Below are 23,332 nucleotides of genomic sequence, written 5' to 3' on the forward strand. Positions count from 1 at the left end.
CCGGGATACCCAAGAAAAAGCCCGCTTTCGCGGGCTTTTTCGTTGCTGCATCCGGCTCAGACCGGTTCCAGCGCCACCGTCTTTTCGCGCGCTTCCAGCTCGAAGTCGATCTTTCCGTCCTTAACCGACACGTGCACGCGACCGCCGTGCGCCAGCTTGCCGAACAGCAGCTCCTCGGCCAGCGGACGCTTGAGGTTCTCCTGGATGACGCGAGCCATCGGACGGGCGCCCATCTTGGGATCGTAGCCCCGCTCGCCCAGCCAGACGCGTGCGTCCTCGTCGATGTCCAGCACCACACCCTTGGACGCGAGCTGCTCTTCGAGCTGCAGCAGGAACTTGTCCACCACGCGCGCGATCTCGGTGCGGCCCAGCGCCGCGAACGGGATCACCGCGTCCAGGCGGTTGCGGAATTCCGGCGTGAACATCTTGCGGATGACTTCCAGCGCGTCGGTCAGATGGCTCTGCTCGGCGAAGCCCATCGAACGGCGCGAAGACTCCTCGGCACCGGCGTTGGTGGTCATCACCAGGATCACGTTGCGGAAATCGGCCTTGCGACCGTTGTTGTCCGTCAGCGTGCCGTGGTCCATGACCTGCAGCAGCAGGTTGAACACGTCCGGATGCGCCTTCTCGATCTCGTCGAGCAGGATCACGCAGTGCGGGTGCTTGATGACCTGCTCGGTCAGCAGGCCGCCCTGGTCGAAGCCGACGTAACCCGGGGGCGCACCGATCAGGCGCGACACCGTATGCCGCTCCATGTACTCGGACATGTCGAAGCGGATCAGCTCGATGCCCAGCAGGCTGGCGAGCTGGCGCGTGACTTCCGTCTTGCCCACGCCCGTCGGGCCGGCGAGCAGGAAGTTGCCGATCGGCTTGTCGGGGTTGCCGAGGCCCGAACGCGACAGCTTGATACTGGCCGTGAGCTGCTCGATGGCGGCGTCCTGGCCGAAGATCACGAGCTTGAGGTCACGCTCCAGCGTGGCGAGGCGGTCACGATCGTTGTTGGACACGCTCTTGGCCGGGATGCGCGCGATCTTGGCCACCGTCTCCTCGATGTCGCGCACCTGCACCGTCTTGCGGCGCTTGGACTCGGGCAGCAGGCGCAGGCGCGCTGCCGCCTCGTCGATGACGTCGATGGCCTTGTCCGGCAGCAGGCGGTCGGTGATGTGGCGCGCCGACAGTTCCACCGCCGAGCGCAGCGCCCCGCGGGTGTACTGCACGGCGTGGTGCTCCTCGAAGCGCGTGCGCAGGCCTTCGAGGATCTTCACCGCATCCTCGACGCTGGGCTCGGTCACGTCGATCTTCTGGAAGCGACGCGCCAGCGCGCGATCCTTCTCGAAGACACCGCGATATTCCTGGTACGTGGTCGAACCGATGCAGCGCAGCGTGCCGCCGGCGAGCAGCGGCTTGAGCAGGTTGGACGCATCCATGACGCCGCCGCTGGCGGCGCCGGCACCGATGATCATGTGGATCTCGTCGATGAACACGATCGCACCCGGCATCTGGGTGAGTTCGGTCATGACGGCCTTGAAGCGCTTCTCGAAATCACCGCGGTACTTGGTGCCGGCGATCAGGCTGCCGAGGTCGAGCGAGAACACGATCGAGCCCTTCAGCAGCTCGGGCACCTTGTCCTCGACGATCAGCCAGGCCAGGCCTTCGGCGATCGCCGTCTTGCCGACGCCCGCCTCGCCGACCAGCAACGGGTTGTTCTTGCGGCGGCGGCACAGCGTCTGCATAACGCGCTCGATCTCGTGCTCGCGCCCGATCAGCGGATCGATCTGGCCGCGCGTGGCGCGCTCGTTGAGATTGACGGCGAACTGTTCCAGCGCCGTCTTGCCCTGCGCCGTCTTGCCGTCTTCCTTTTCCTCGCTTTCCTGCGAGTTCTCGGACGGCTGCTGCGCGCTCGGGTTGTTCTTGGCGATGCCGTGCGAGATGAAGTTCACGACGTCGAGGCGGCTGACACCCTGCTCGCCCAGCAGGTACACCGCGTGGGTGTCCTTCTCGGCGAACATCGCGACCAGCACGTTGAGCGTGGTGACCTGCTTCTTCCCCGCGGCCTGCACGTGGTAGATCGCCCGCTGCAGCACGCGCTGGAACGACAGCGTCGGCTGCACCTCGGTCTGGTCTCCGCCGCGCGTGGCGTGGATGTTGTGGCGGATGTAGTCGCGCAGTTGCTGCTCGAGCTTCTCGAGGTCCGCCCCGCTCGCGGTGAGGACCTCCGAGACATTGGCGTCGGAAAGCAGTGCCAGCAGCAGGTGCTCGACGGTGAGCAGCTCGTGGCCTTCGCCGCGGGCAGCGAGAAACGCGGCATCCAGCGCTTTTTGAAGTTCGTCAGACAGCATGATCGGCTCCCTCGGGATCCAACATGAACGATTCGCACATGAACGACTTGTATGGGCTCATCAGGCTTTTTCCAGCACGGTCAGCAGCGGGTGCTGATGCTGGCGCGCGTAGGCATTGACCTGCGCGGTCTTGGTCTCGGCGATCTCGGCGGGATAGACACCGGCGACGCCGCGGCCCTTGGTATGCACGTGCAGCATGATCTGCACCGCCGATTCACGGGTGTGGTGGAAGAACTGCTGCAAAACCTGGACCACGAACTCCATCGGCGTGAAGTCGTCGTTCACCACAACAACCTTGAACATCGGAGGTTGTTTGGTCTTCGGCTTGGCCGCCTCGACGACATTGTCGAGTTCCGAGCCCGGAGGGATTCGGGGTGTGTCGCTCATGGGTTCCAGTCTAGCGCGGGGCGAACCGGTTGGGTTCTGAAATCCCGCCTGCCGAGGATGGCGCTGTTCGCTCCCTTTTCAAGTGAATGACGCGGTGCTGCGTCGCCTGTGGTTTATCACAACATCCAAGAGCCGTTCCAAGTCCATCGAAAGAACTTCACTGTCCATCGGCTCGCGGTCGCAAGCAAGGACCTCGTCGGGCGCCGCGCGTTCCCGGATGTGCCTGAAATCCGCGTTGAGGATTCTTGCCCTCGGATGTCCCGCCGGCGCGAGGCCGCCGTTGATCCGGGCTGCCGCGACGGGCCGGGAAGCGTAGGCTTGGAGCCGCGTCGCCCGTGCTCGAACGGCTTCCGCAGACGGAACAGCGGATCACTCGACACCCGGGCCCTGGGCGCGAGGCCCTGCACCCGAGTTCAGGGCAGCTTCATCGTCTCCGAAAAAGCTTCGTTCCATGCCGGGTCCGGAATCGGGCCTGCCGCACTCCAGGGAGTACCGCGACATGAGCTTCTTCACCCGCCTGCTGTTCATCGCCATCGCCGCAGGCACCTTGCTGGTGGGCATCCAGTTGCCCAACTTCGTCGACCAGTACGAGAAGCGGCTCGACGCCCACTTCATCGAGGTGCAGACCAACCTCAAGCCCTTCCAGGACATCGCCAACCAGTTTCACAACGGGTCGATGGAAGAGCTGATTCTCAAGCACAAGCGCAGCGACGACCCGACCTTCAACATGGAAGGCGACGCGATCGACAAGATGTACCGGCGCTTCCAGCGTTTCGCCAATGAACGAGGCCAGCTGCAGACCGCGTTGCCTCAGCAGCTCCTGTTCATCGCATCGCGCGCGGATCGGGAACTGGTCGCGGAGACGCGCCAGAACTATTCCTTCGGCCTGCTGCTGAACACCGAGGCGGTCATCACCGGCTTCGTGCTGATGTTCTGCGTGATCGTCGTGCTCGAGCTGATGGCGGCAGTGATCCGCACATTGCTCCGACCCGCCCGGGGCCCGCTGGACTAAGGTCGAGAACGCCGGGCCGCGGGATGAGCGAAATCCCACAGCCACCCGGCCCGGAGCAGTCCCAGCGGCTTACTTGACCTTCACCGCCGCCAGCCGCTCGGCACTGTCCGACGGCTGGCCGAACGGCATGTCGCGTTCGTAGCGAAGGGCCTTCTCGCGCGACGTGTTGCGACCGGCGTGCAGCAAGGTCTTGTTGATGCGATGGCTCTGCGACGAATTCGCGGCGACCTGCGCCGCGATCCGACCGATGCGGGCGTCGAGTTCGGCTTCCGCCACCGATTCGTCGACGAGGCCGATCGCCGCAGCCGCCGCACCGTCGAGAATCTCGCAGCTGAACATCAGTCGCTTGGCCGTCGCCATGCCGACGCGCTCGGGCAAGCGCACCGACAGTCCCCAGACCGGCACGAGCCCCCACTTCGCGTGGGTGTCGCCGATCTTCACGTTGCTCGCCGCCACCAGCAGATCGCAGCCCAGCGCCAGCTCGAGCCCACCGGTCAGGCAGTGACCCTGCAGCCGCCCGATCGTGGGCTGTGGCAGTGCTTCGAGCAGATCGATGGTCTCGGCTTCTTCGTAACGTGAATCGAGCGCGTTGCCGCCGGCGAGCGCCTCGAGATCATGGCCGGCACAGAAGCTGCGACCGGCGCCGGCGAGCACCACGCAGCCGACGCCATCATCCTTCGCGATGGCCGCGAGATGCACGCGCAGTTCCCGCAGCACGCCGGCCGTCAGCGCGTTGAGCTTGTCGGGCCGGTTGAGCGTCAACGTGACGACGCGGCCGGCCTGCGACCTTAGAACCTGAGCGTCGGTCATGACCCGCCTCAGCCGCGGATCTTGCTCGTGAAGTTCGGCCACACCTTGGTGGTCATCAGTTCGAAGCTGCGCATGAGCTGCGCGTGCGGGACGTGGTTGTAGATGAACAGCCAGAAGTAATCGACAGGCAGTTCCTTGAACAGTTTCTCGAGCTTGCGATTGACCGTGTCGGGGCTGCCATAGATCACCAGGCCGCGCTCGGCCGTCGCCTCGAAGCTGTTGGGCACGGTGAACGGGTTCTTCTCCTCCGGCGTCGCGATGGCCGCGTTGAAGCCGAACGGCTGGAAGAAATTGCACCAGATGAACGCACCGGCATCGCGCGCGATGGCCTCGGCTTCCGCGTCGGTATCGGCCACGATGATCTCGCGGCTCATCGCCATGCCCTGACCGAACTTGTAGTCCTTGCCGGCCTTCTGCGCGGCCTTCTGGCCGGCGAGGAAATCCGCCTTGATGATCTCCGGATGCGTGCGGATGGTCACCGGCACGACGCCGCGCTCCATCGCCCAGGTGATCGAGCGTTCGGACACCGCGAAGGGCATGAACAGGTCCGGGATCTGGTTGTTGTAGAGACCGGGCGCGATGCCGATCTCCTGGATGATCCCCTTGTCGTCGATGCCCTTGCCGTACTTGCGGCTGGTCTCGGCCGCGGGCCAGCTGATGTTCGGCGTCGGGATCTGCCAGTGCTTGCCCTTGTGGGAGAACGTGTCGTTCTTCCACGCCTTCATCATGATCTCGAAGTGCTCCTCGAACAGCTCGCGCTTGAGCTCTTCGTATTCCTCGCCCTGGCCGGGCTCGCCCAGGCCGTGGTGCTGGCCGAGCACGTTGACCCAGCGTCCCTGGTAGCCGCGCGCGAAGCCGGCGAACACGCGGCCCTGCAGCATCTGCGAAGCGATGGCGATGTCTTCGGCGCGATTGATCGGATTGAGGCAGGGCAGCACGTTGCCGAGCTGTCCGAACTTCATGCGCTTGGTGCGCAGGCCGAAATAGAGATTGAGCAGGACCGGGTTGGTCGAGACTTCCTCGCCTTCGATGTGGAAATGGTGCTCGGTGGTGCCGCAGCCGTAGTAGCCGTGGTCATCCATGTAGGCGAGCTGCTCGGACAACTCGGACAACATGCGCTGGTACAGGTCCGTGCGCTTGCCCGCCATGCCCTGCTCGATCTCTTCCTTGCGACCCAGGCTCGGAAGATAAAAGGCGCCCACTTCCATATCCGTCTCCTCTGACGATCCGGCCCCGATGGTGGCGCATCGAGACGAGGGTCGGAACGCGGGAGAACCCTACCCCTGCAGGGGTAGCCGGTTACTTGTGGTGAAAGGTATACACACCGTCCCATGCCGGGCCGGGCGGTTTGCTGCGCAATTCGCGGATGCGTTCGATGAACAGTTCGTAGATGCGGTGCGGTCGTTCCGAGCGGCTCAGGTCCAGCAGCTCCGCCTCGGCCTCGTCCCAGCGTTGCCGCCGGTACAGGATCATTGCGCCCCGGTGTCGCGCCAGATCGTGGCGCAGCGCCGGATCGAGCGCTTCCTTGGGGCCCAGCGGCTCGTAGATGCCGACCGGCTCGGCCCGCCCCTTCACGCGCACGAAATCCACTTCGCGGAACGACCAGTCCTGCGGCGCCGCGGCGCGCGTCCACTCGGTGCACAGGATCGAAACGCCGTATTCCTTGGTCAGGCTCTCGACGCGCGACCCCAGGTTCACCGCGTCACCGATGACGGTATAGGCGACGCGGAATTCCGAGCCCATGTTGCCCACGTGCATCTTTCCGGTGTTGACGCCGACGCCCACGTACAGCGGCGGCCATCCGCGCCTGGCGAATGCGTCGTCGAGCCCGCGCACGGCGCGCACCAGTTCCATGCCGGCTTCCAGCGCGCGCTGCGCGTGCTGTTCGTCGGTCATCGGCGCGCCCCAGAACGCCATGATCGCGTCACCCATGTACTTGTCGATGGTGCCGCGATGGCGCTGGATCACCTCGGTCTGGCGGGTGAGGAATGCGTTCATCAGCGCCGACAGGTCGCGCACTTCCATCTTTTCGGAAATGTCGGTAAAGCCGCGCACGTCGGTGAACAGCACGCTCATCTCGCGTGATTCGCCCTCCATGCTGATGGCCTGGCCGGACGCGGACATTTCCTCCACCACTTCGGGCGGAACGTACTGGCCGAACTTGAGCTGCGTATCGCGCGCACGCCGCGATTCGAACAGATACCCGACCAGCAGGTGTCCCATGAGCAGGACCAGCGTGAACACCACCGGCACGCCCAGCGGCATCACGAAGTTCGACGCCGTCCACATCCACATGGCCAGTGCGATCACGGCCGCGATCACGCCGACGGCGAGACCCGCGCCGGCCAGCGGCGAGAGCCGCGGGAACGCCAGGCCCACGACCAGCACGATCACCAGCAGGACGCTGACCTCGATACCGTTGTAGTAAGGCGCCTTGCGCTTGATGCGGCCTTCGAGCATTCCCGAGACGAGGTTGGCGTGCACCTCGACTCCGGCGTAGTTCTGTCCTACCGGCGTGCTCCGCAGATCGAACAGGCCGGCCGCGCTGGTACCCAGCAGCACGATCCTGTCGCGCAGCAGCGTCTCGTCGACGCGACCATGCAGCACGTCGGTCACCGACAGATAGCGGAACGAACCGAAACGGCCGCGATACGGAACCAGCGCCGCCACGGTGCCATCCACCGGAACGACCAGATCGCCGACGACGAGGTTCTCGATGTTCAGCGAGGTACGGACATCGGGCGGCGAGAACTGCAGCTCGACCGGCGGATTGCCGAGCGAAAGCCGCGTCAGCGCCAGCGCCAGCGACGGATACAGCGCACCGGCATACTTCTGCACGAGCGGAACGCGCCGGAAAACGCCGTCGGCGTCGAGCAGGGGATTGTCGAAATAGCCGCAGTGCGGCGTCGCGCCCTGCAGTCCCGGCAGGTTACCGGTGAAGCCGAGCGCGCTGGCGAAATCGACCGCGTAGAGCGCGGCCGCGTTGTCCTTTACCAGCGGAGCGCACAACGCGCCGCTGATCGGCGTGTCGCCCGGCATCAGCGCGGGCTTGAAGAAATAGGCCAGCACCACCGCACGACCCTTCAGGGCCTCGGCGAAGCGGCGATCGTTGTCGAACTGCGGCGCCAGGACAGCGACGCGCTTGGCAAACCCAGGCAGATCCGCGAGCTCTTCGGCGGCCAGACGTTCCAGCAGGGCCGCGCCGGAACTGCGGTCCGGTTCGGAAAACAGGATGTCCGAGCCGAGCGCGCGGATGTGATAGCGATCGAACAGCAGGTCGAGCAGCTCGGCGAGACGGTCGCGTGGCAGCGGCCAGCCCTCGGCCGCCAAAGTCCTGTCGTCCATGTCGAGGATCACGACCTTGTCGTCGACCGTGTTCTGCAACGTCAGGCGGATACGCTCGTCGTAGGTCCAAGCCTCGATCTGCGTCAGCAGGCCCATCGGGGCGTAACCGGCGCTGTGCAGGACGAACAACGCGAAGACGAACAGTCCCAAGCCCAGGCGTATGGCCCAGCGCCGAACCTTGTGCTTCGCCCCGAGTCCGAGTCCGAGTCCCCTCATTCCCATTTCTTCTTTTTTTACGCCCCACCGATCCCCAGCAGCTTTGTACACACTCTGCAAAGCTCGCGCCGCATTGTGTCGGGCTTCGGGCCAGCGTGGTAGCCGCCGGCAATCTCGCAACCGGACCACTGCGTCCGCTCCAGACAACCCTGAACAACAGCCGGCGCGCACAACGCGCGGGTTATGATTCGCTAATGCCCTCCAGCCTTCGCACGCCCCCCGCCCTGCTGCGCGCCTATGAACGTCATGCACGTTCGCTTCCGCGCTTCGCGGAGGTCGTGCTGGTGATCCTGCTGGCGCATGCGGCGGCCATCCTGGCGTGGCAGCTTCTTCCGAAGCCGCAGGCCCTGGTCTGGCAGGCGCCCCGCGCGGCCACTCCGGCGCCGGGCAGCATGGGTGCAGCGCCGACCGGGCCGAACATCGACCTGATCGCCGACTCGCACCTGTTCGGCGAGGCCGCAGTGGTGGCCGATCCGGCGCTCAGCGAACTTGCTGGTGCACCGGACACGCGGCTGGACCTGACGCTGCTCGGCATCCTGTCCGCCACGATCGAGCGCGGGTCGCGCGCCCTGATCGGCACGTCCAACGGCGAAGAGAAGCCTTACGCGATCGGCGACGACGTGGTGCGTGGCGTGCGGCTCCAGGCGATCTTCGCGGACCGCGTGATCCTCGCCCGCGGAAGCCAGCTCGAGGCGTTGCGCCTGAACAAGGACGCTCCGTCGCAGGGCCTGCCGCTGGCCGCCGTCGAGCAGCCGGTGCCGGCCACCGACACCGGCCGCATGCTCACGACAATCCGGCAGGAACTGCTCAACGATCCGAGCCGCGCCTCCGAGTACATCCGCATCCAGCCCGCATCCAGCGGAGGTCAGCTGAAGGGGTATCGCCTGTACCCGGGCCGCGATCGCGGCGCGTTCAACGCCGTGGGCCTTCGTCCTGGAGATTTGGTCACACAGGTCAATGGCATACAATTGAACGATGCCAACACTGCCCTGCAGATGCTGGGGCAGTTGAGCCAGGCCGGCAGCGTATCGCTGGTAGTGGAACGCGGTGGACAGCAGCAGACCGTGAACGTCAATTTCAATTGATCGAATGAAGAAACTTCTCGCGGGATTGCTCACGCTGACCCTGTTCGGTACGACCCTGGCAGCACGTGCCGATGTCACGCTGAACCTCAAGGACGCCGATATCGCGACCTTGATCCAGACCGTCAGCGAGGTCACGGGCAAGAATTTCATCGTCGACCCGCGCGTCAAGGGCAAGGTCACGGTGGTGTCGTCCAGCCCGATGAACGAGGCCGGCCTTTACGAGACCTTCCTCGCCGTTCTCCAGGTGCAGGGGTTCGCCGCCATTCCGGCCGGCGACACGATCAAGATCGTGCCCGAGACCAATGCCCGGCAGGACGGCGGCGGCTACAACTCGGGCGGCTCCGGTCTTCCGATCGACGAGATCGTGACGCACGTCTACGCGATCCAGAACGTGTCGGCTGCGCAGCTCGTGCCGATCCTGCGTCCGCTGGTTCCGCAGTGGGGTCACCTGGCCGCGTATGCCGGCAGCAACATGCTGATCATCTCGGATCGTGCCGCCAACGTGGTGCGCCTCGAGAAGCTGATCCGCCAGATCGACCTTTCGGGCGATCGCGGCATCGAGATCGTGAAGCTCGAATATGCCGGCGCCACCGAAGTGGTGCGGGTGCTGACCTCGCTGGCCCAGGGCGACAAGCAGGGACAGCAGGACCCCTCGCAGCGCCAGATCGCCGTCATCGCCGACGAGCGCTCCAACGCCGTGCTGGTGGCCGGCGACCGTACCGAGCGCGTCAAGCTGCTCGAGATCATCAAGCAACTCGATGTGCCCGTCGGGGAAGACGGTGCGACGCAGGTCGTGTACCTGAAGTACGCCGACTCCGAGAACCTCGCGCCGATCCTCGAAGGCTACGCACAGCAGGTCAACAAGGGTCCTGCCGGCGCCCAGGCCGCGCAGGCGGCGGCAACCGCGGCAGGTCCGAACGCCAACGGCGTGCGCGTGCTGGCGGACAAGGACACCAATGCGCTGATCATCACCGCGCCGCCCAAGACGATGCGTCAGGTTCGCGACGTCATCGCGCAGCTCGACATCCGCCGCGCGCAGGTTCTGGTGGAAGGCATCATCGCGGAAGTCAGCGCGAGCAAATCCAGCGCGCTGGGCATCGACTGGGCCGTCTTCAACGGCGACCGGATTGCCGCGGCGGGTCTGCTCGACCCGGCGACCCTGGCGGCCGTGCAGGCGCTGGGTACTGTGACCGGCAGCAGCTCCAGCTCGTCCAACAGCGATCTGGCGGCGCTCGGCCTGCTCGGCAACGGCATCAACATCGGAGGCGGCCGCGTGGGCGGCAACGGCACCAGCTTTGCGCTGCTTCTCAAGGCCATCAAGGGCGATGGCGACTCCAACGTGCTCTCGACGCCGACGCTGGTGACGATGGACAACGAGGAAGCGGAAATCTCGGTGGGCCAGGAAGTGCCGTTCCTCACCGGCTCGTTCAGCAATACCGGCTCGAGTAACGGCTCGTCGCTCAACCCCTTCCAGACGATCGAACGCAAAGACGTGGGCCTGACCTTGGGCATCACGCCGCAGATCAACGAAGGCGACAACATCAAGCTCAAGCTCAAGCTCGAGGTTTCGAGCCTGGTCACCGGCTCGACCGGCGGCGCCGTCGACCTGGTCACCAACAAGCGCACGCTGACCAACACGGTGAGCGTCGAGGACGGGCAGGTCCTGGTGCTGGGCGGCCTGATCGACGAGAACATGAACGACACGCAGCGCGGCGTGCCGTTCCTCAGTGACATCCCGCTGATCGGCTCGCTGTTCCGCTATCGCTCGGTGGGCAACAACAAGCGCAACCTGATGGTGTTCATCAAGCCGGCGATCCTGCGCAAGCAGATGGAAGGCGACTACTACTCGCGGCTCAAGTACAACTCGATCCGCGACCTGCAGATGTCCACCAGCTCGGGCGGCAACAACGCCGTGCCGTTGGCAGGCGCCCAGCGCATCCTGCTCGAACCCTTCGACAAGTACGTCGCCCGTGACGCCGAGGTCCGCCAGCGTGCACAAGCCGCGGCAGCGGCCGAAGCGGCCGCCAAGCTGACGCCGCCGTCGCCGGGCGCTGTTGCACCGGACACGGCCGCCCCTGTCGCGCCGACGACGGATCTTCCGCCGGTGGATACGGCGCCGTCGTCGCCCCCGCCGTCGAGCCCGACGCTGCCGCCCATCGAACTCGCGCCGCCGCCGGCGGAGCCCGCGCCCCCCGCCGACGACGCGCAGATCGCGCCCCCGCCGCCACAACCCTAGCAGCGAGCCCTTTCATGGAGCCGCTGCGGCGCCCACCTTTCGCGTTTGCCAAGCGTCACGGCCTGATCGTGACCGAGGATCGTGGCGATCACGTCATCGTGATGGCACGCCCCGGCACCAGTGTCGATGCGCTCCAGGAGGCGCGTCGGTTCGTCGGCCGCCCGGTGCGGCTGCAGCGGGTCAATGCCGACGAGTTCGATGCACTGCTGTCGCGTACCTACGAAGGCCAGACCGGTGCCGCGGCCAGCCTGATGGATGGACTCGATGCCGAAGACAGCGATCTGGACGCGCTCGCGCAGGCGCTGTCCGAAAACCAGGATCTTCTCGAGTCCAATGACGATGCCCCGGTCATCCGGTTCATCAACGGACTGCTGGTCGAGGCGATCAAGGAAAACGCCTCGGACATCCACATCGAAAGTTTCGAGAGCCGCCTGCAGGTGCGCTTTCGCGTCGACGGCGTGCTGCGCGAGGTGATGCAGCCGCCGCGCGCGCTTGCGCCGCGACTGGTGTCGCGCATCAAGGTCATGGCCAAGCTCGACATCGCGGAAAAACGCCTGCCGCAGGACGGCCGCATCAGCCGCGCATTCGGCGGCCGCAAGGTGGACGTGCGCGTCAGCACGATCCCGACCGGTACCAATCTCGAACGCGTCGTGATGCGTATTCTCGACAAGCAGGCCGAGCGTCTCGACCTCGGCGAGCTGGGCCTGGACGACGCGCAGATCGAAGTGCTGAACCGGATCATCTTCCGGCCGTACGGCATCCTGCTGGTCACCGGCCCCACCGGATCGGGCAAGACGACGACGCTGTATTCGGCGCTCTCGGTGCTCAACGACCGCTCGCGCAACATCATGACGGTCGAAGATCCCATCGAGTACTACATCGACGGCGTCGGGCAGACCCAGGTCAACACCAAGGTGGAGATGACGTTCGCGCGGGGGCTTCGCGCGATCCTTCGCCAGGATCCCGACGTCGTGATGGTCGGCGAAATCCGTGACCTCGACACCGCGCAGATCGCGGTCCAGGCCAGCCAGACCGGCCATCTCGTGCTCTCGACGCTGCATACCAACACCGCCGTCGGCGCGGTGACGCGTCTGCGCGACATGGGCGTCGAGCCCTATCAGCTCTCGTCTTCGCTGGTGGGCCTGATGGCGCAGCGCCTCGTGCGCACGCTGTGCCCGCACTGCAAGCAGCCGTACGACCCGAGCCTCGCCGAAGTCGAGCAGCTCGGCATCGCGCCGGCGCGGCACGGCACGTTCCAGCTCTTCAAGTCGGTGGGCTGCCCGCTGTGCCGCCACACCGGCTTCCTGGGCCGCAGCGGCATCCAGGAAATCATCGATATCGATCGGCAGATCGAGTCGATGATCCATGACAACGCCAGCGAGCAGTCGCTCGAGAGTTATGCTCGCTCGAAGGGTCCGGGCATCGTGCAATCGGGGCGCAACAAGGTGCTGCGCGGCGAAACGACGATGCGCGAGGTCCTGCGCGTGACGATCGAAGAATGACGAAAAGCTAATGTCCGCGTTCGAATACACCGCTCTGACCGCCTCCGGCGGGCAGGAACGCGGGCTGATCGAAGGCGACACCGCGCGCCACGCGCGCAGTGCCCTGCGCGACCGCGGCCTGATGCCGCTGGAGATCCGCGAGGTCCAGGAGCGCTCGGCGCAGCAGTCGCAGCTGTTCGGCGGCGGTGGCGGCAGCATCAGCACCACCGAACTCACGCTGTTCACGCGGCAGCTCGCTACCCTCGTGCGCTCCGGCCTGCCGCTGGACGAAGCGCTGGCCGCCGTATCGCAGCAGAGCGAATCCAAGCGCGTGAAGCGCATCGCGCTGGGCGTACGCTCCTCGGTGCTCGAAGGCTCGAGCCTGGCGCAGGCGCTCAATCAGTTTCCCAACGCGTTTCCGCCGCTGTTCCGCGCAACGGTCGAGGCCGGTGAACAATCCGGCAAGCTCGACTACATCCTCGAGCGTCTCGCCGAATACGTGGAACGACGCCAGGAACTGCAGCAGAAGGTCCTGCTGGCCTCGCTCTATCCGGTCATCCTGACCGTGGTGGCGATCGGCGTCGTCGTGCTGCTGCTGGCCTACGTGGTACCGCAGGTCGTCGGCGTTTACGGCGACATCAAGCAAGAGTTGCCTGGCCTTACGAAAGGCCTGATCGCTCTCAGCGACTTCGTGCGCGACTACGGTCTCTACGTGGGTGCTGCGCTGATCGCGGCGCTGTTCGTTTTCAGCCGGATGATGCGCAACGAGGATTTCCGGCGAAAGGTGCACCACATCCAGTTGCGCCTCCCGCTGATCGGCCGCCTCACGCGCGGCGCCAATACGGGCCGCTTCACGCGCACGCTGGGCATCCTTTTCGGGAGCGGCGTGCCGATCCTCGACGCGATGCGGATCGGAACCCAGGTCGTGTCGAACGTGCCGATGCGGGACGCCATCGATATCGCGACGAGCAAGGTGCGCGAAGGCGCGCCGCTGGCGCGATCTCTGGGCGAGAGCAAGCTGTTCCCGCCGATCGCGTTGCACCTGATCGCCAGCGGCGAATCTTCGGGACGACTCGACGAGATGCTCGACAACGCCGCGCGCAACCAGGAGCGCGAAGTCGAAACCCTGATCGGCGCCCTCGTCGCGATTCTCGGGCCGGTGCTGATCCTCGCGATGGGCGGAATCGTGTTGCTGATCGTGCTCGCGATCCTGCTGCCGATCTTCGATCTGAACCAGCTCGTCAAATAATCGAGGCGCTGCGCACGTGCTCGTGCGCAGGGATCAAAAGGAAAACGGGTGCGCCGCGACTCAGGCCGCGCGAACGTCCACGGAAGTCTTGAGCGCCTCGCCCAGCAGGGCGCTGATCCGGTGCGGCACGTTTTCCTTGACCTCGCGGATACCGACGCGGATCGCGTTGGCGAAACCCACGACGTCGGCGCTGCCGTGCGACTTGACGACCGTACCGTTGAGTCCGAGCAGCGTCGCGCCGTTGTAGTAGCGGGGATCGATGCGCTTGCTCAAGGCCTTGAGCGCCGGCATGGCGGCGACGGCCGCCATCTTGTGCAGGATCGAGGCCGAGAACTCTTCCTTCAGGAACTGGCGGATCATCTTGGCCACGCCCTCGCCCGTCTTGAGCGCCACGTTGCCGACGAAACCGTCGCAGACGACGAGGTCGACTTCCGACAGGAAGATGCCGTCGCCTTCGATGAAGCCGATGTAGTTGAGGCTGGACGCCTGCAGCATCGTGGCCGCGCCGCGGATGATGTCGTTGCCCTTGATCTCTTCCGATCCGATGTTGAGCAGCGCCACCTTGGGGTGCGCATTGCCCTGCATGGCGGTGATCAGCGCCGAGCCCATCACGGCGAACTGAAAGAGCTGCTCGGACGTGCACTCGGCGTTGGCGCCGAGATCGAGCATGTGGACGTAGCCGTTCACCGATGGGATCGCCGAGACGATGGCGGGGCGATCGATGCCCGGCAGCGTCTTGAGGACGAACTTTGCGGTCGCCATCAGGGCGCCGGTATTGCCGGCGGAGACCATCGCCTGGGCCTGGCCTTCGTGGACGAGGTCGATCGCGACACGCATCGACGAGTCCTTCTTGCTGCGCAGGACCTTGGACGGACTCTCGTCCATGGCCACCGTCTCGGTCGTGTGCCGGATGCTCCGGCGCGAGTCGGGACCGGCCTTCTGCTTGCGCAGTTCAGCCTCGATCTGCGGCTGGTCGCCGACCAGCACGATCTGAAGATCGGGATCTTCCTGCAGACATGACAGAGCGGCGGGCACGGTCACGCTCAGACCGTGGTCGCCGCTCATCACATCTACGGACAGCGTGACCGGCACAGCGCGAGCCGACCGGTCCGGGCTTACTCGGACGCGGTTTCCGGCGCGGCCTTGTCGATCACCTTCTTGCCGCGGTAATAACCGTCGGCCGTCACGTGATGACGCAGGTGGGTCTCACCCGAGGTCGGATCGACCGACAGGGCGGGAGCGGTGAGCGCATCGTGGGCGCGGCGGTGGCCGCGGGTCGAACGGGATTTGCGAGATTTCTGGACTGCCATATCACTTCCTTCGGGCTGGGGTCACGCCCTTCAAACTCAAACTTTTCAGTGCTGCCAGCGGGCTTGGTCTTGCGACCTCATCCGATGGCTCGTCCGACGGCGGGCGTGCATTCTCGCACGCCGGACACCTCGGCATCATGGGCAAGGCCAACAACACCTCGTCCTCGACAATCTCATGCAGCATCAGGCTGTCGTCGTGAACCAGCAACGGTTCACCATGGGCCATCAGCCGCTCTTCCTCTTCCTCGCTCATGGCCAGCGCCAGCTTCACCGGCGCGTCCAGCGACCAGGAAAAACCTTCGCTGCAGACCCGGCATTCCAGCTGTACCACGCCAGCGATCCGGCCCTCGATCCAGCGTCGGCGCGCCGTATCGGTCCATATGCGCAAGTCGGCGCTCAGACCTTCCGGTGACAGATCGCGCAGGCGATCCAGTCCCGCAGCGTCCACCGGGCCGGTATAGCGCTCGTCTCGTGCAAGAGCGCGAGAGGCGCTGATCTGGACAGGAATGGTCATGGCGGGGCCGCCAAAAAGGGCGCGAATGGTAGATTCGCCGTCCTCCCAAGTCAAAGCCACGATTCCGCATGACGCCCCTGATCCTGGCTTCCACCTCGCGCTTCCGCGCCGAACTGCTGGTCCGCCTGCGCCAGCCGTTCGGACAGGCCGCCCCGGATGTCGACGAGACGCCCAAGCCCGGCGAGACGGCCGAAAAACTCGCGGCGCGCCTGGCGCGGGCCAAGGCCCAGTCGGTTTTCGCGAAACGGCCTGACGCCTGCGTCATCGGCTCGGACCAGTCCGCGACGTGCATGAACCGGTTGATCGGAAAGCCCGGCAGCCGGGAAGCCGCCTGCGAACAGCTCGCCTTCATGGCCGGCCGGACGGTGAGCTTCGCCACCGGCGTCGCGCTGGTGCACCCGGATCTGCCGCGACCGCTCGCGGGCCTGGACATCACGCTGGTGAAGCTGCGACGGCTCAAGGCCGCCGAGATCGAGCGCTATGTCGGAGCCGAACCGGCGCTCGATTGCGCCGGCGGCTTCATGGCCGAGGGGCTGGGCATTTCGTTGTTCGAGGAGATCCAGTCGCGCGATCCGACCGGCCTGATCGGTCTGCCGCTGATCCTGACGGCTCGGTTGCTGCGCAAGGCCGGTTACACACTGCCCTGAGCGCTGCGTAGCCCGGGCGAAACCCGGGATCCTGCTCCGATCAGAGAGAAAAACCCCGGGTTTCACCCGGGCTACGGGGAGGGGCGGACGCCTCAGCCCCTCAACCAACGCGGCAGGTCCGCCACGGATTCGATCAGCGCCATCGCGCCGGCCGCAAGAATCCGCTGCGGCGCGTGCACGCCGCAGGTCACGCCCAGCATCGGCATGCCGATCGCGCGCGCCATCGCCGCGTCGTACTCGGTGTCGCCGATCATCAGCGCCCGCTCGACCGGCACGCGCAGTTCATCGAGCAGCTCGCTCAGCATCAGCGGATCCGGCTTGTTGGCGGTCTCGTCCGCAGTACGGGTAGCCGCGAACAGCGACCGGATCGACGCGTGGGATTTGAACGAGCGCTCCAGGCCCGGACGGGGCTTGCCGGTGGCGACGGCCAAGGTCAGCCCGCTTTGCGCCAGCTCGACGAGCGCTTGCTCCGTGCCGGTGAACAACGGCGCCTCGTTGTGCGGCTTTCCGGCGAAGGTGGCGCGATAGCCCATCAGCAGCTTGATCAGCTCGCCGGTATCGATCTCGGGATACAGCTTCTGCATCCCGTCGGTCATGCCCAGGCCGATGAGCTCTCCGATCGCCGAATCGCTGCGCGGCGGCAGGCCCAGATCGGTGATCGCCGCCTGCATGCTGCGCACGATCAGGGATTCGGAATCCGACAGCGTGCCGTCCCAGTCGAAGATCAGCAGGTCGAACCGCCGCGCCGCCGACGTCATGGGGCTCGCAACGGCAGCGGCGTGGAGAATTCCTTGTTCTTGCCGATGAAGCTGAAGCCCAGCGTCTGGGCCTTGGCGTCGTAGGCGTACGGCCGCCCCGTGTTCGGATCCTTGAATCGCTCACCCAGCGATTTGATCTGGGCCGGTGTCGAATCCGTCGTTGCGCCATTGCGCCGCAGTTCGAGCTGCAGGCCCACCATTCCTTGCAGGGCCACCAGATTGCACTGGCGACCGAGGTACTGGGTGTACATGCGGCGGCTGTCCGCGCTCGCGTGCATCAGGCGGCCGATCGGGTTGTAGCCCCACTCGTACCAGCGCAGGCCCGAGCCCGAAGGCGGCGGCAGGGCTTCCGCCTTTTCGACGGCCGCCTTCACGTCGACGCAACCCTTCTTCTCGATCGCGAGGATCGCTTCGAGATCGGCCAGGCTGCGCAGCGTGGTTTCGTTCTTCTTCACCAGCAACCGGTACCACCAGGACTGCGCACTGGGAAAATCCCTGCGCACTACCGGATCGTCCGGGTTGCTGATGCGCTCCCACAGCGCGGCCTGCATCCTGAACTCGGAGGCGAACGGACCGGCGAGGCTGATTTCCGCACCCTGCAAAGGCCGCACGATCGACTCGATCGATTCCAGCCCCGGGCCCTCCAGCGTCGGCAGCTCGCGAATCAGTTCGGACGCGAACAGCAGATGCGCGGCGTAGGCACGCGAGGCGACGAGCTTGTCGACGAGGCTGACGTTGCGCGCCGCAAGCACGCGCCGCCACACGCCAGCGGACCGTCCGAGCGCAACGACCGCAGGTTCCACCGAGCCTTCTTCGGCCGCGAGCGCCAATACCGACAGGTTGACCAGACCCACCCGGAACGCCAGGTTGTCCATCGGATCGTCGGCCGTCGTGACGCGCGGGTCGACGTAGCGCGGATACGTCTCGAGTTCGTGATACCGCAGCAGCAGCGGACTCAGGCGCATGACCAGCGGCTGGAATCCTTCCCGTTGCGCCCGGCTGTTGCGCAGGCAGTGGTAGGCGCCTTCCACGGTCCCCGTGCTGCACAGGACCACCTTCTCTTCATCGAAAGCGGCGAACGGCCGGTCCAGGGCCTCGGCATACGTCTTGGGCAGCGGCCGGCCGCCTTTGGCGACGATCCCGGCATAGGCATCGAGCGCCGCAGCGCCGCGTTCATGGGCCGGCTCTTCACCGGAGATCGAGAAGCCCAGGATCGCGAGAAACAGGTTCTCGGAGTCGGGCACCGCTTCGGGCTTGGCGTCGAGCAGCGTCTGCGCGGTCGGCGTCAACGGCTCGTCCCACCAGTTGTAGCTGCCCCAGGCCAGCAACGGCAGCACGAACACGCACAGGAACACCACGCCCGGCTTGCGGCGCGTCTGCCCCGGGACGCGCAGGATATGACCGGCCATCAGCGGACTCCCGGCAGGCGAGCCAGCACGTCGCGCAGCTCATCGGGCATCGCGGCGCTGAGCAGCAGCTTGGAGAACGCCCCGTCGGCGGCGAGCTTCAGGAAATGGGAGTGCAGGAACATGCGCTTGAGTCCCTTGTCCCGGATCGCCTTGTCGAATCCGCGATCGCCGTACTTGCGATCGCCGGCCACGGGGTGACCCAGCGCCAGCGCATGCACGCGGATCTGGTGTGTGCGGCCCGAAAAGATCTGGACCTCGCAGAGCGTGGCGTCCCGGTAGCGGGCCTGCGGAGAGAAGCGCGAGTGCGAGGGCTTGCCGTCCTCGTCGTCGACCTCGGTGTAGCGCTCGCCGTTGTCGAGCTGCGCCTTGACCAGTGCCGCATCGACATCGCGGTCCTCGCCTTTCCAGCGGCCGACCACCAGCGCGAAGTAGCGCTTCTCGGTGGTCCCTTCCTTGAAGGCCTTCTGCGCCCGCAGCAGGGCTGCGCGGGATTTGGCCAGCAACAGCACCCCGCTGGTGTCGCGGTCGAGCCGATGGCACAGCTCGACGAACTCGTATTTCTCCCAGGCGCGGATCGCCTCGATGACCCCGTAGGCCAGCCCGCTGCCGCCGTGGCTGGCGTAACCGGCCGGCTTGTCGAGCGCCAGGTAATGCTCGTCCTCGTGGATCACGGCGGCGCGCAGCCGGTTCAGGACCTCGTCCGGCGGCCTCACGGTCTCGCCCTTCTCGGCCATCCGGACCGGCGGGATGCGGACCTCGTCGCCCTCGGCGAGCTTGCGTTCGGGCTTGACCCGGCCTCCGTTGACCCTCACCTGCCCTGATCGCAACAGCCTGTAAACATGGGATTTGGGTACGCCCGGCAGCTCACGCAGCAGGTAGTTGTCGATACGTTGCCCGGTTTCGCGGGGACCGGCCTTGGCGTGGCGCACGCCGGTCTTGGGTTCTACGGGCTTGGAAGGAGTCGTCACGGAGTGGTTTGGTCTGGAGCGGTCCGGCGTCATGGTGACCCGGGGTGATGGCGTTGAAGATAAAGCGGGGTCCGGGGACCTCGAGGCGCGAATGTCGCCCTAGCCCCTGGATCGGTCCTGTGCCAACAGAACCGGGTCTGTGGCAATATGTTTGGCACTCCGAGGCTTAGGTATCCCTGCTACCGGAGTTTGTCACCCGGTGAACCGCGTTTTGCGATGCGCCGCCCGTGATAGGAATAAAACACGATGGCTGCCAGCCTCCCGCGAGCGAAAACTAGATTAACCGCTATGCGGGCGGTTGGACACGTTGTGCGCCAGCCCGGTCAACCGGCGGTGCATCGCGGCCAGTACCAGAAACCTGGGCTCCTGCCAGGCTTCGGGTCACAACGACAAGACGCGCCTCACGCGCCTACCCGTTCATCCCTTGCCTTGCGGTCGAGCTCTCAACCAGACCGCTATTCAAATGAAACGTATCTTGATCAACGCGACGCAGGCCGAAGAGCTGCGCGTGGCCATCGTCGATGGCCAGAAACTACATGACCTCGACATAGAACTCGCTTCCAAAGAACAAAAGAAGGGCAATCTCTACAAGGGTCGCATCACGCGGGTCGAGCCTTCGCTCGAAGCCTGCTTCGTCGAATACGGATCGGAACGCCACGGCTTCCTTCCCATCAAGGAAATCGCGCGCAGCTGCGTCAACGGCCAGGGTCCGATCAAGGACCTCGTGCGTGAAGGCCTCGAGCTGATCGTCCAGGTCGAGAAGGAAGAACGCGGCAACAAGGGCGCGGCGCTGACGACCTACGTCTCGCTCGCCGGCCGCTACCTCGTGCTGATGCCGAACAACCCCAAGGCGGGCGGTGTATCCCGCCGCGCCGAAGGCGACGAGCGCGAGGAGGCCAAGGCCGCCCTCGACGCGATGAACCTGCCGGACGGCATGGGCGTGATCGTGCGTTCCAATGGCGTGGGCCGCACCGCCGAGGAACTGCAGTGGGACGCGGACTATCTCGTCGAGATCTGGACCGCCATCGACAACGCCGCCCGCGAACAGCGCGCGCCGTTCCTGATCTATCAGGAAAACAACATCATCCTGCGTGCATTGCGCGACTACCTGCGCCCGGACATCGGCGAGGTGCTGGTCGACAATCCCGAGGTCTACGAACAGGCGCGCACGCACCTGGCGGCCGTGATGCCCCAACAGCTCGCCCGCCTGAAGCTGTACAAGGACGAGACCCCGCTGTTCTCGCGCTACCAGATCGAAAGCCAGATCGAACTCGCGCACGAACGCCAGATCCGCCTGCCCTCCGGCGGCTCGATCGTCATCGACCGCACCGAGGCGCTGACGTCGATCGACATCAACTCGGCCAAGGCCACCGGCGGCGGCGGCATCGAAGAGACGGCGTTCAACACCAACCTGGAAGCGGCGGACGAGATCGCCCGCCAGCTTCGCCTGCGCGACCTCGGCGGCCTGATCGTGATCGATTTCATCGACATGAACAGCGCGCGCAACCAGAAGGACGTGGAGAAGCGCCTCGAGCGCGCCTGCGAGATCGATCGCGCGCGCATCCAGTACGGACGCCTCTCCCGTTTCGGCCTGATGGAGATGTCGCGTCAGCGCCTGCGCCCGAGCCTGGGCGAGCACACCCAGATCTCCTGCCCGCGCTGCGAAGGCAGCGGCCAGATCCGCTCGGTCGAGTCGCTGGCGCTTTCGATCCTGCGCCTGATCGAAGAAGAGTCGATGAAGGACCGCACCGCGCGCGTCATCGCGCAGCTGCCGGTCGACGTCGGCACTTTCCTGCTCAACGAGAAGCGCGCCCAGGTGCGCGAGATCGAAGGCCGCAACCGCGTGTCGATCACCATCGTCCCGAATCCGACGATGCAGACGCCGGCCTACGAACTGCGCCGCGTGCGCGGCGATCAGCTCGCGCTGGAAGCCAACAGCGGCGTCAGCCACGAGCTGGCGCAGGATTTCGAAGCCGAGGCCGTAGAGGACCTTGCCGACGGCAAGACGCCTCCCAAGCCCACGCCGAAGCCTGCGGTCGAGCAGATCCTGCCGTCGGCGCCTGCGCCGATCGTCGAGGCGCCGGTCGCCGCACCGGTCGTGGCGCCCGTGTTCACGATGGCGCCCATCGCGCCGGAAGGATTCTTCGCCCGCCTGCTGTGGCTGTTCGGCTTCATGCCGCGGCCGCGCGAAAAGAAGGCCAAGAAGGTCATCGAGGCCGACGACAACGCCAAGCAGGCGCGCGACGAGTCGCGCCGCCCGTCGCAGCGTGGTGATCAGCGCCGTGACGGCGGCCGCCGCGATGAACAACGCCGTGGTGACCGCGATCGCCGTCCGGATCGGGGCGATGCCCGCCGCGAGCAGGGTCGTGACTCGAATCGCGATGCCAAGGTCGAAGCCACCCCGAACGCCCCGCGCGACGCCAATCGCGAGCGTGGCGGTGGTGGTGGCGGCAACAAGCCGCAGCAGCAGCAACCCCGGCGTGATGGCGCGCAGGGGCCGCGCGAAGACCGCCAGCCCAACGAGCAGCGCAATCCGCAGCAGCCGCGCCCGCCCAAGCAGCCCCAGCAACCGCAGACGCCCAAGCCGCCCCGGCCGCCGGTCGTCGAGGAAGGATCCGACGAGCGCGATGAACGCGATGCCGCGTCCGGCGCGGGTGCTCCCGCCGGCAACGGTGAACGCGCCGAGGGTGGCCCGCGTCAGGGTCGTGGTCGTCGCGGCCGTCGTGGTCGTGGTCGAGGCGAAGGCGGCGAAAGCGCGCCGACGCAGGCAGGCGCCGAGGACGCAGCATCGGATTCCGCGATCACGCGCGATTCGCTGCCGGCCGACCTCGCCGCTGCGCTGGGTCGAGGTGCGGCAGCCGGCTTCGTAGCCACCGAGCTGGCCCCGTCGGATCGCATCGCGGCACCCGAGGCCACGAGCGAGTCGCCGTCGATCGTCCGCGCGGAGAACGATCCGTTCGAAGCCAGCCCGTTCGAGGCCGCAGCTCCCTCGCCGGAGGCATCCGAAACGGCGAATCCGTTCGAGGTCGCGCGCGACGCGTCACGCGAACTGCAGATGGCCGAGGCGGCGCACAGCGCACCCCCGGCTCAGGTCGAAGCACCCCCGCCGTTCGTGCGCACGCTGGATCTGCCGCTGCACGAGGCCGAAGAAGCGGTTGCGGCCGCACCGTCGGTCCAGGTCGCCGAGCCGCAGCCGGTGGCGCACGTGGCCGCACCGCCCGCCGAAGTCGTGGAGCCGAAGATCGTGGCCGCCGCCCCGGCGCCCGAAGCAACGGCCACGCAGGTGCGCAGCTTCGTGAACCGTTTCGAGCAGGTCGAGACGCGCTTCCCGCCGCCGCCCGTCGAAGCGCACGAGGAGCCGGCCCCGGCAGCGGTCGCCGCCGAGCCGGCCCCCGTTGCGGTCGTCGCCGAGGTCGAGGTCGTGACCCCGCCCGTCGCGGTTGCCGAGCCGCAACCGGAAGTGGCGGAAGTGGCGCCTTCGTCGCCTGAGGATTTCGAACAGGTCGAGACCCGCCGGGACGCCTGAGGATCCAGCCAGACGCTCCATCGACGCCGGCACGCCATGC

The 23,332-nt window shown here is 66.2% G+C and carries 18 protein-coding genes; 7 read left to right on the forward strand and 11 right to left on the reverse strand.

Annotation, left to right across the window (positions count from 1 at the left end):
* Positions 1–56 precede the first annotated feature (56 nt).
* Positions 57–2,339, reverse strand: coding sequence for an ATP-dependent Clp protease ATP-binding subunit ClpA (gene clpA / locus DFR24_RS11390; RefSeq protein WP_133881373.1), 2,283 nt, complete (start codon positions 2,337–2,339; stop codon positions 57–59).
* A gap of 60 nt (positions 2,340–2,399) precedes the next feature.
* Positions 2,400–2,726: an ATP-dependent Clp protease adapter ClpS gene (gene clpS / locus DFR24_RS11395; RefSeq protein WP_133881374.1), complete on the reverse strand. Its 327-nt coding sequence runs from the start codon at positions 2,724–2,726 to the stop codon at positions 2,400–2,402.
* A 499-nt stretch (positions 2,727–3,225) separates the two neighbouring features.
* Here clpS and DFR24_RS11400 point away from each other — a divergent pair, with 499 nt between their 5' ends.
* Complete coding sequence (locus DFR24_RS11400) at positions 3,226–3,738, forward strand: DUF2937 family protein (protein WP_162851160.1); 513 nt, start codon at positions 3,226–3,228, stop codon at positions 3,736–3,738.
* Between the two features lie 69 nt (positions 3,739–3,807).
* Here the strand turns inward: DFR24_RS11400 and DFR24_RS11405 are convergent, their stop codons facing one another.
* The 3 genes from DFR24_RS11405 to DFR24_RS11415 form a co-directional block, all read right to left on the reverse strand.
* Entirely contained in the window at positions 3,808–4,548 is a 741-nt protein-coding gene (locus tag DFR24_RS11405) for an enoyl-CoA hydratase/isomerase family protein (protein WP_133881376.1), read from the reverse strand.
* 8 nt (positions 4,549–4,556) lie between these two features.
* Positions 4,557–5,756 carry an LLM class flavin-dependent oxidoreductase gene (locus DFR24_RS11410; RefSeq protein ID WP_133881377.1) on the reverse strand — a complete coding sequence of 400 codons (1,200 nt, stop codon included), beginning with the start codon at positions 5,754–5,756 and terminating at the stop codon, positions 4,557–4,559.
* A gap of 91 nt (positions 5,757–5,847) precedes the next feature.
* Positions 5,848–8,109: a CHASE2 domain-containing protein gene (locus DFR24_RS11415; protein WP_162851161.1), complete on the reverse strand. Its 2,262-nt coding sequence runs from the start codon at positions 8,107–8,109 to the stop codon at positions 5,848–5,850.
* 194 nt (positions 8,110–8,303) lie between these two features.
* Between DFR24_RS11415 and gspC the strand changes: the two genes are divergently transcribed.
* Genes gspC through gspF form a run of 4 tightly spaced genes read left to right on the forward strand, consistent with a single transcriptional unit; the run spans position 8,304 to position 14,160 of the window.
* Positions 8,304–9,194 (forward strand): type II secretion system protein GspC, encoded by an 891-nt coding sequence (gene gspC, locus DFR24_RS11420; protein WP_133881379.1) that lies wholly within the window; start codon positions 8,304–8,306, stop codon positions 9,192–9,194.
* Between the two features lie 4 nt (positions 9,195–9,198).
* A complete protein-coding gene (gene gspD / locus DFR24_RS11425; protein ID WP_211346597.1) occupies positions 9,199–11,430 on the forward strand; it encodes a type II secretion system secretin GspD in 2,232 nt (743 codons plus the stop codon).
* A 14-nt stretch (positions 11,431–11,444) separates the two neighbouring features.
* Positions 11,445–12,932, forward strand: coding sequence for a type II secretion system ATPase GspE (gspE, locus tag DFR24_RS11430; RefSeq protein WP_133881380.1), 1,488 nt, complete (start codon positions 11,445–11,447; stop codon positions 12,930–12,932).
* Between the two features lie 10 nt (positions 12,933–12,942).
* A complete protein-coding gene (gspF, locus tag DFR24_RS11435; RefSeq protein WP_133881381.1) occupies positions 12,943–14,160 on the forward strand; it encodes a type II secretion system inner membrane protein GspF in 1,218 nt (405 codons plus the stop codon).
* A gap of 60 nt (positions 14,161–14,220) precedes the next feature.
* Here the strand turns inward: gspF and plsX are convergent, their stop codons facing one another.
* Genes plsX through DFR24_RS11450 form a run of 3 tightly spaced genes read right to left on the reverse strand, consistent with a single transcriptional unit; the run spans position 14,221 to position 15,984 of the window.
* Entirely contained in the window at positions 14,221–15,252 is a 1,032-nt protein-coding gene (gene plsX, locus DFR24_RS11440; protein ID WP_281280159.1) for a phosphate acyltransferase PlsX, read from the reverse strand.
* Positions 15,253–15,275: 23 nt separating this feature from the next.
* Positions 15,276–15,470: a 50S ribosomal protein L32 gene (rpmF, locus tag DFR24_RS11445; protein ID WP_133881383.1), complete on the reverse strand. Its 195-nt coding sequence runs from the start codon at positions 15,468–15,470 to the stop codon at positions 15,276–15,278.
* Position 15,471: 1 nt separating this feature from the next.
* A complete protein-coding gene (locus tag DFR24_RS11450) occupies positions 15,472–15,984 on the reverse strand; it encodes a YceD family protein (RefSeq protein ID WP_133881384.1) in 513 nt (170 codons plus the stop codon).
* Between the two features lie 68 nt (positions 15,985–16,052).
* Between DFR24_RS11450 and DFR24_RS11455 the strand changes: the two genes are divergently transcribed.
* Entirely contained in the window at positions 16,053–16,631 is a 579-nt protein-coding gene (locus DFR24_RS11455; protein ID WP_133881385.1) for a Maf family protein, read from the forward strand.
* A gap of 92 nt (positions 16,632–16,723) precedes the next feature.
* On the opposite strand, the gene DFR24_RS11460 is transcribed toward DFR24_RS11455, so the two are convergent.
* The 3 genes from DFR24_RS11460 to DFR24_RS11470 are packed head-to-tail and all read right to left on the reverse strand — an operon-like array spanning position 16,724 to position 19,766.
* A complete protein-coding gene (locus tag DFR24_RS11460; RefSeq protein WP_133881386.1) occupies positions 16,724–17,389 on the reverse strand; it encodes an HAD family hydrolase in 666 nt (221 codons plus the stop codon).
* Positions 17,386–18,798, reverse strand: a complete 1,413-nt coding sequence (locus DFR24_RS11465) for a hypothetical protein (RefSeq protein WP_133881387.1) — start codon at positions 18,796–18,798, stop codon at positions 17,386–17,388. The genes DFR24_RS11460 and DFR24_RS11465 overlap by 4 nt, the downstream gene beginning before the upstream one ends.
* A complete protein-coding gene (locus DFR24_RS11470) occupies positions 18,798–19,766 on the reverse strand; it encodes an RluA family pseudouridine synthase (protein WP_246051599.1) in 969 nt (322 codons plus the stop codon). The genes DFR24_RS11465 and DFR24_RS11470 overlap by 1 nt, the downstream gene beginning before the upstream one ends.
* 463 nt (positions 19,767–20,229) lie before the next feature.
* On the opposite strand from DFR24_RS11470, the gene DFR24_RS11475 reads away from it, so the two are divergent.
* Complete coding sequence (locus tag DFR24_RS11475) at positions 20,230–23,292, forward strand: Rne/Rng family ribonuclease (RefSeq protein WP_133881389.1); 3,063 nt, start codon at positions 20,230–20,232, stop codon at positions 23,290–23,292.
* The last annotated feature ends 40 nt before the right edge of the window (positions 23,293–23,332 follow it).

Origin of the sequence: Panacagrimonas perspica (assembly GCF_004364935.1) — a bacterium.
GTDB lineage: Bacteria > Pseudomonadota > Gammaproteobacteria > Nevskiales > Nevskiaceae > Panacagrimonas > Panacagrimonas perspica.

Coding starts and splice junctions, on each gene's coding strand:
- DFR24_RS11460 (WP_133881386.1), bottom strand. CDS start 17,389: ATGACGTCGGCGGCGCGGCGGTTCGACCTGCTGATCTTCGACTGGGAC.
- DFR24_RS11475 (WP_133881389.1), top strand. CDS start 20,230: ATGAAACGTATCTTGATCAACGCGACGCAGGCCGAAGAGCTGCGCGTG.
- clpA (WP_133881373.1), bottom strand. CDS start 2,339: ATGCTGTCTGACGAACTTCAAAAAGCGCTGGATGCCGCGTTTCTCGCT.
- gspE (WP_133881380.1), top strand. CDS start 11,445: ATGGAGCCGCTGCGGCGCCCACCTTTCGCGTTTGCCAAGCGTCACGGC.
- DFR24_RS11405 (WP_133881376.1), bottom strand. CDS start 4,548: ATGACCGACGCTCAGGTTCTAAGGTCGCAGGCCGGCCGCGTCGTCACG.
- DFR24_RS11410 (WP_133881377.1), bottom strand. CDS start 5,756: ATGGAAGTGGGCGCCTTTTATCTTCCGAGCCTGGGTCGCAAGGAAGAG.
- DFR24_RS11415 (WP_162851161.1), bottom strand. CDS start 8,109: ATGAGGGGACTCGGACTCGGACTCGGGGCGAAGCACAAGGTTCGGCGC.
- DFR24_RS11450 (WP_133881384.1), bottom strand. CDS start 15,984: ATGACCATTCCTGTCCAGATCAGCGCCTCTCGCGCTCTTGCACGAGAC.
- gspC (WP_133881379.1), top strand. CDS start 8,304: ATGCCCTCCAGCCTTCGCACGCCCCCCGCCCTGCTGCGCGCCTATGAA.
- DFR24_RS11400 (WP_162851160.1), top strand. CDS start 3,226: ATGAGCTTCTTCACCCGCCTGCTGTTCATCGCCATCGCCGCAGGCACC.
- DFR24_RS11465 (WP_133881387.1), bottom strand. CDS start 18,798: ATGGCCGGTCATATCCTGCGCGTCCCGGGGCAGACGCGCCGCAAGCCG.
- clpS (WP_133881374.1), bottom strand. CDS start 2,726: ATGAGCGACACACCCCGAATCCCTCCGGGCTCGGAACTCGACAATGTC.
- gspF (WP_133881381.1), top strand. CDS start 12,943: ATGTCCGCGTTCGAATACACCGCTCTGACCGCCTCCGGCGGGCAGGAA.
- DFR24_RS11455 (WP_133881385.1), top strand. CDS start 16,053: ATGACGCCCCTGATCCTGGCTTCCACCTCGCGCTTCCGCGCCGAACTG.
- gspD (WP_211346597.1), top strand. CDS start 9,199: ATGAAGAAACTTCTCGCGGGATTGCTCACGCTGACCCTGTTCGGTACG.
- rpmF (WP_133881383.1), bottom strand. CDS start 15,470: ATGGCAGTCCAGAAATCTCGCAAATCCCGTTCGACCCGCGGCCACCGC.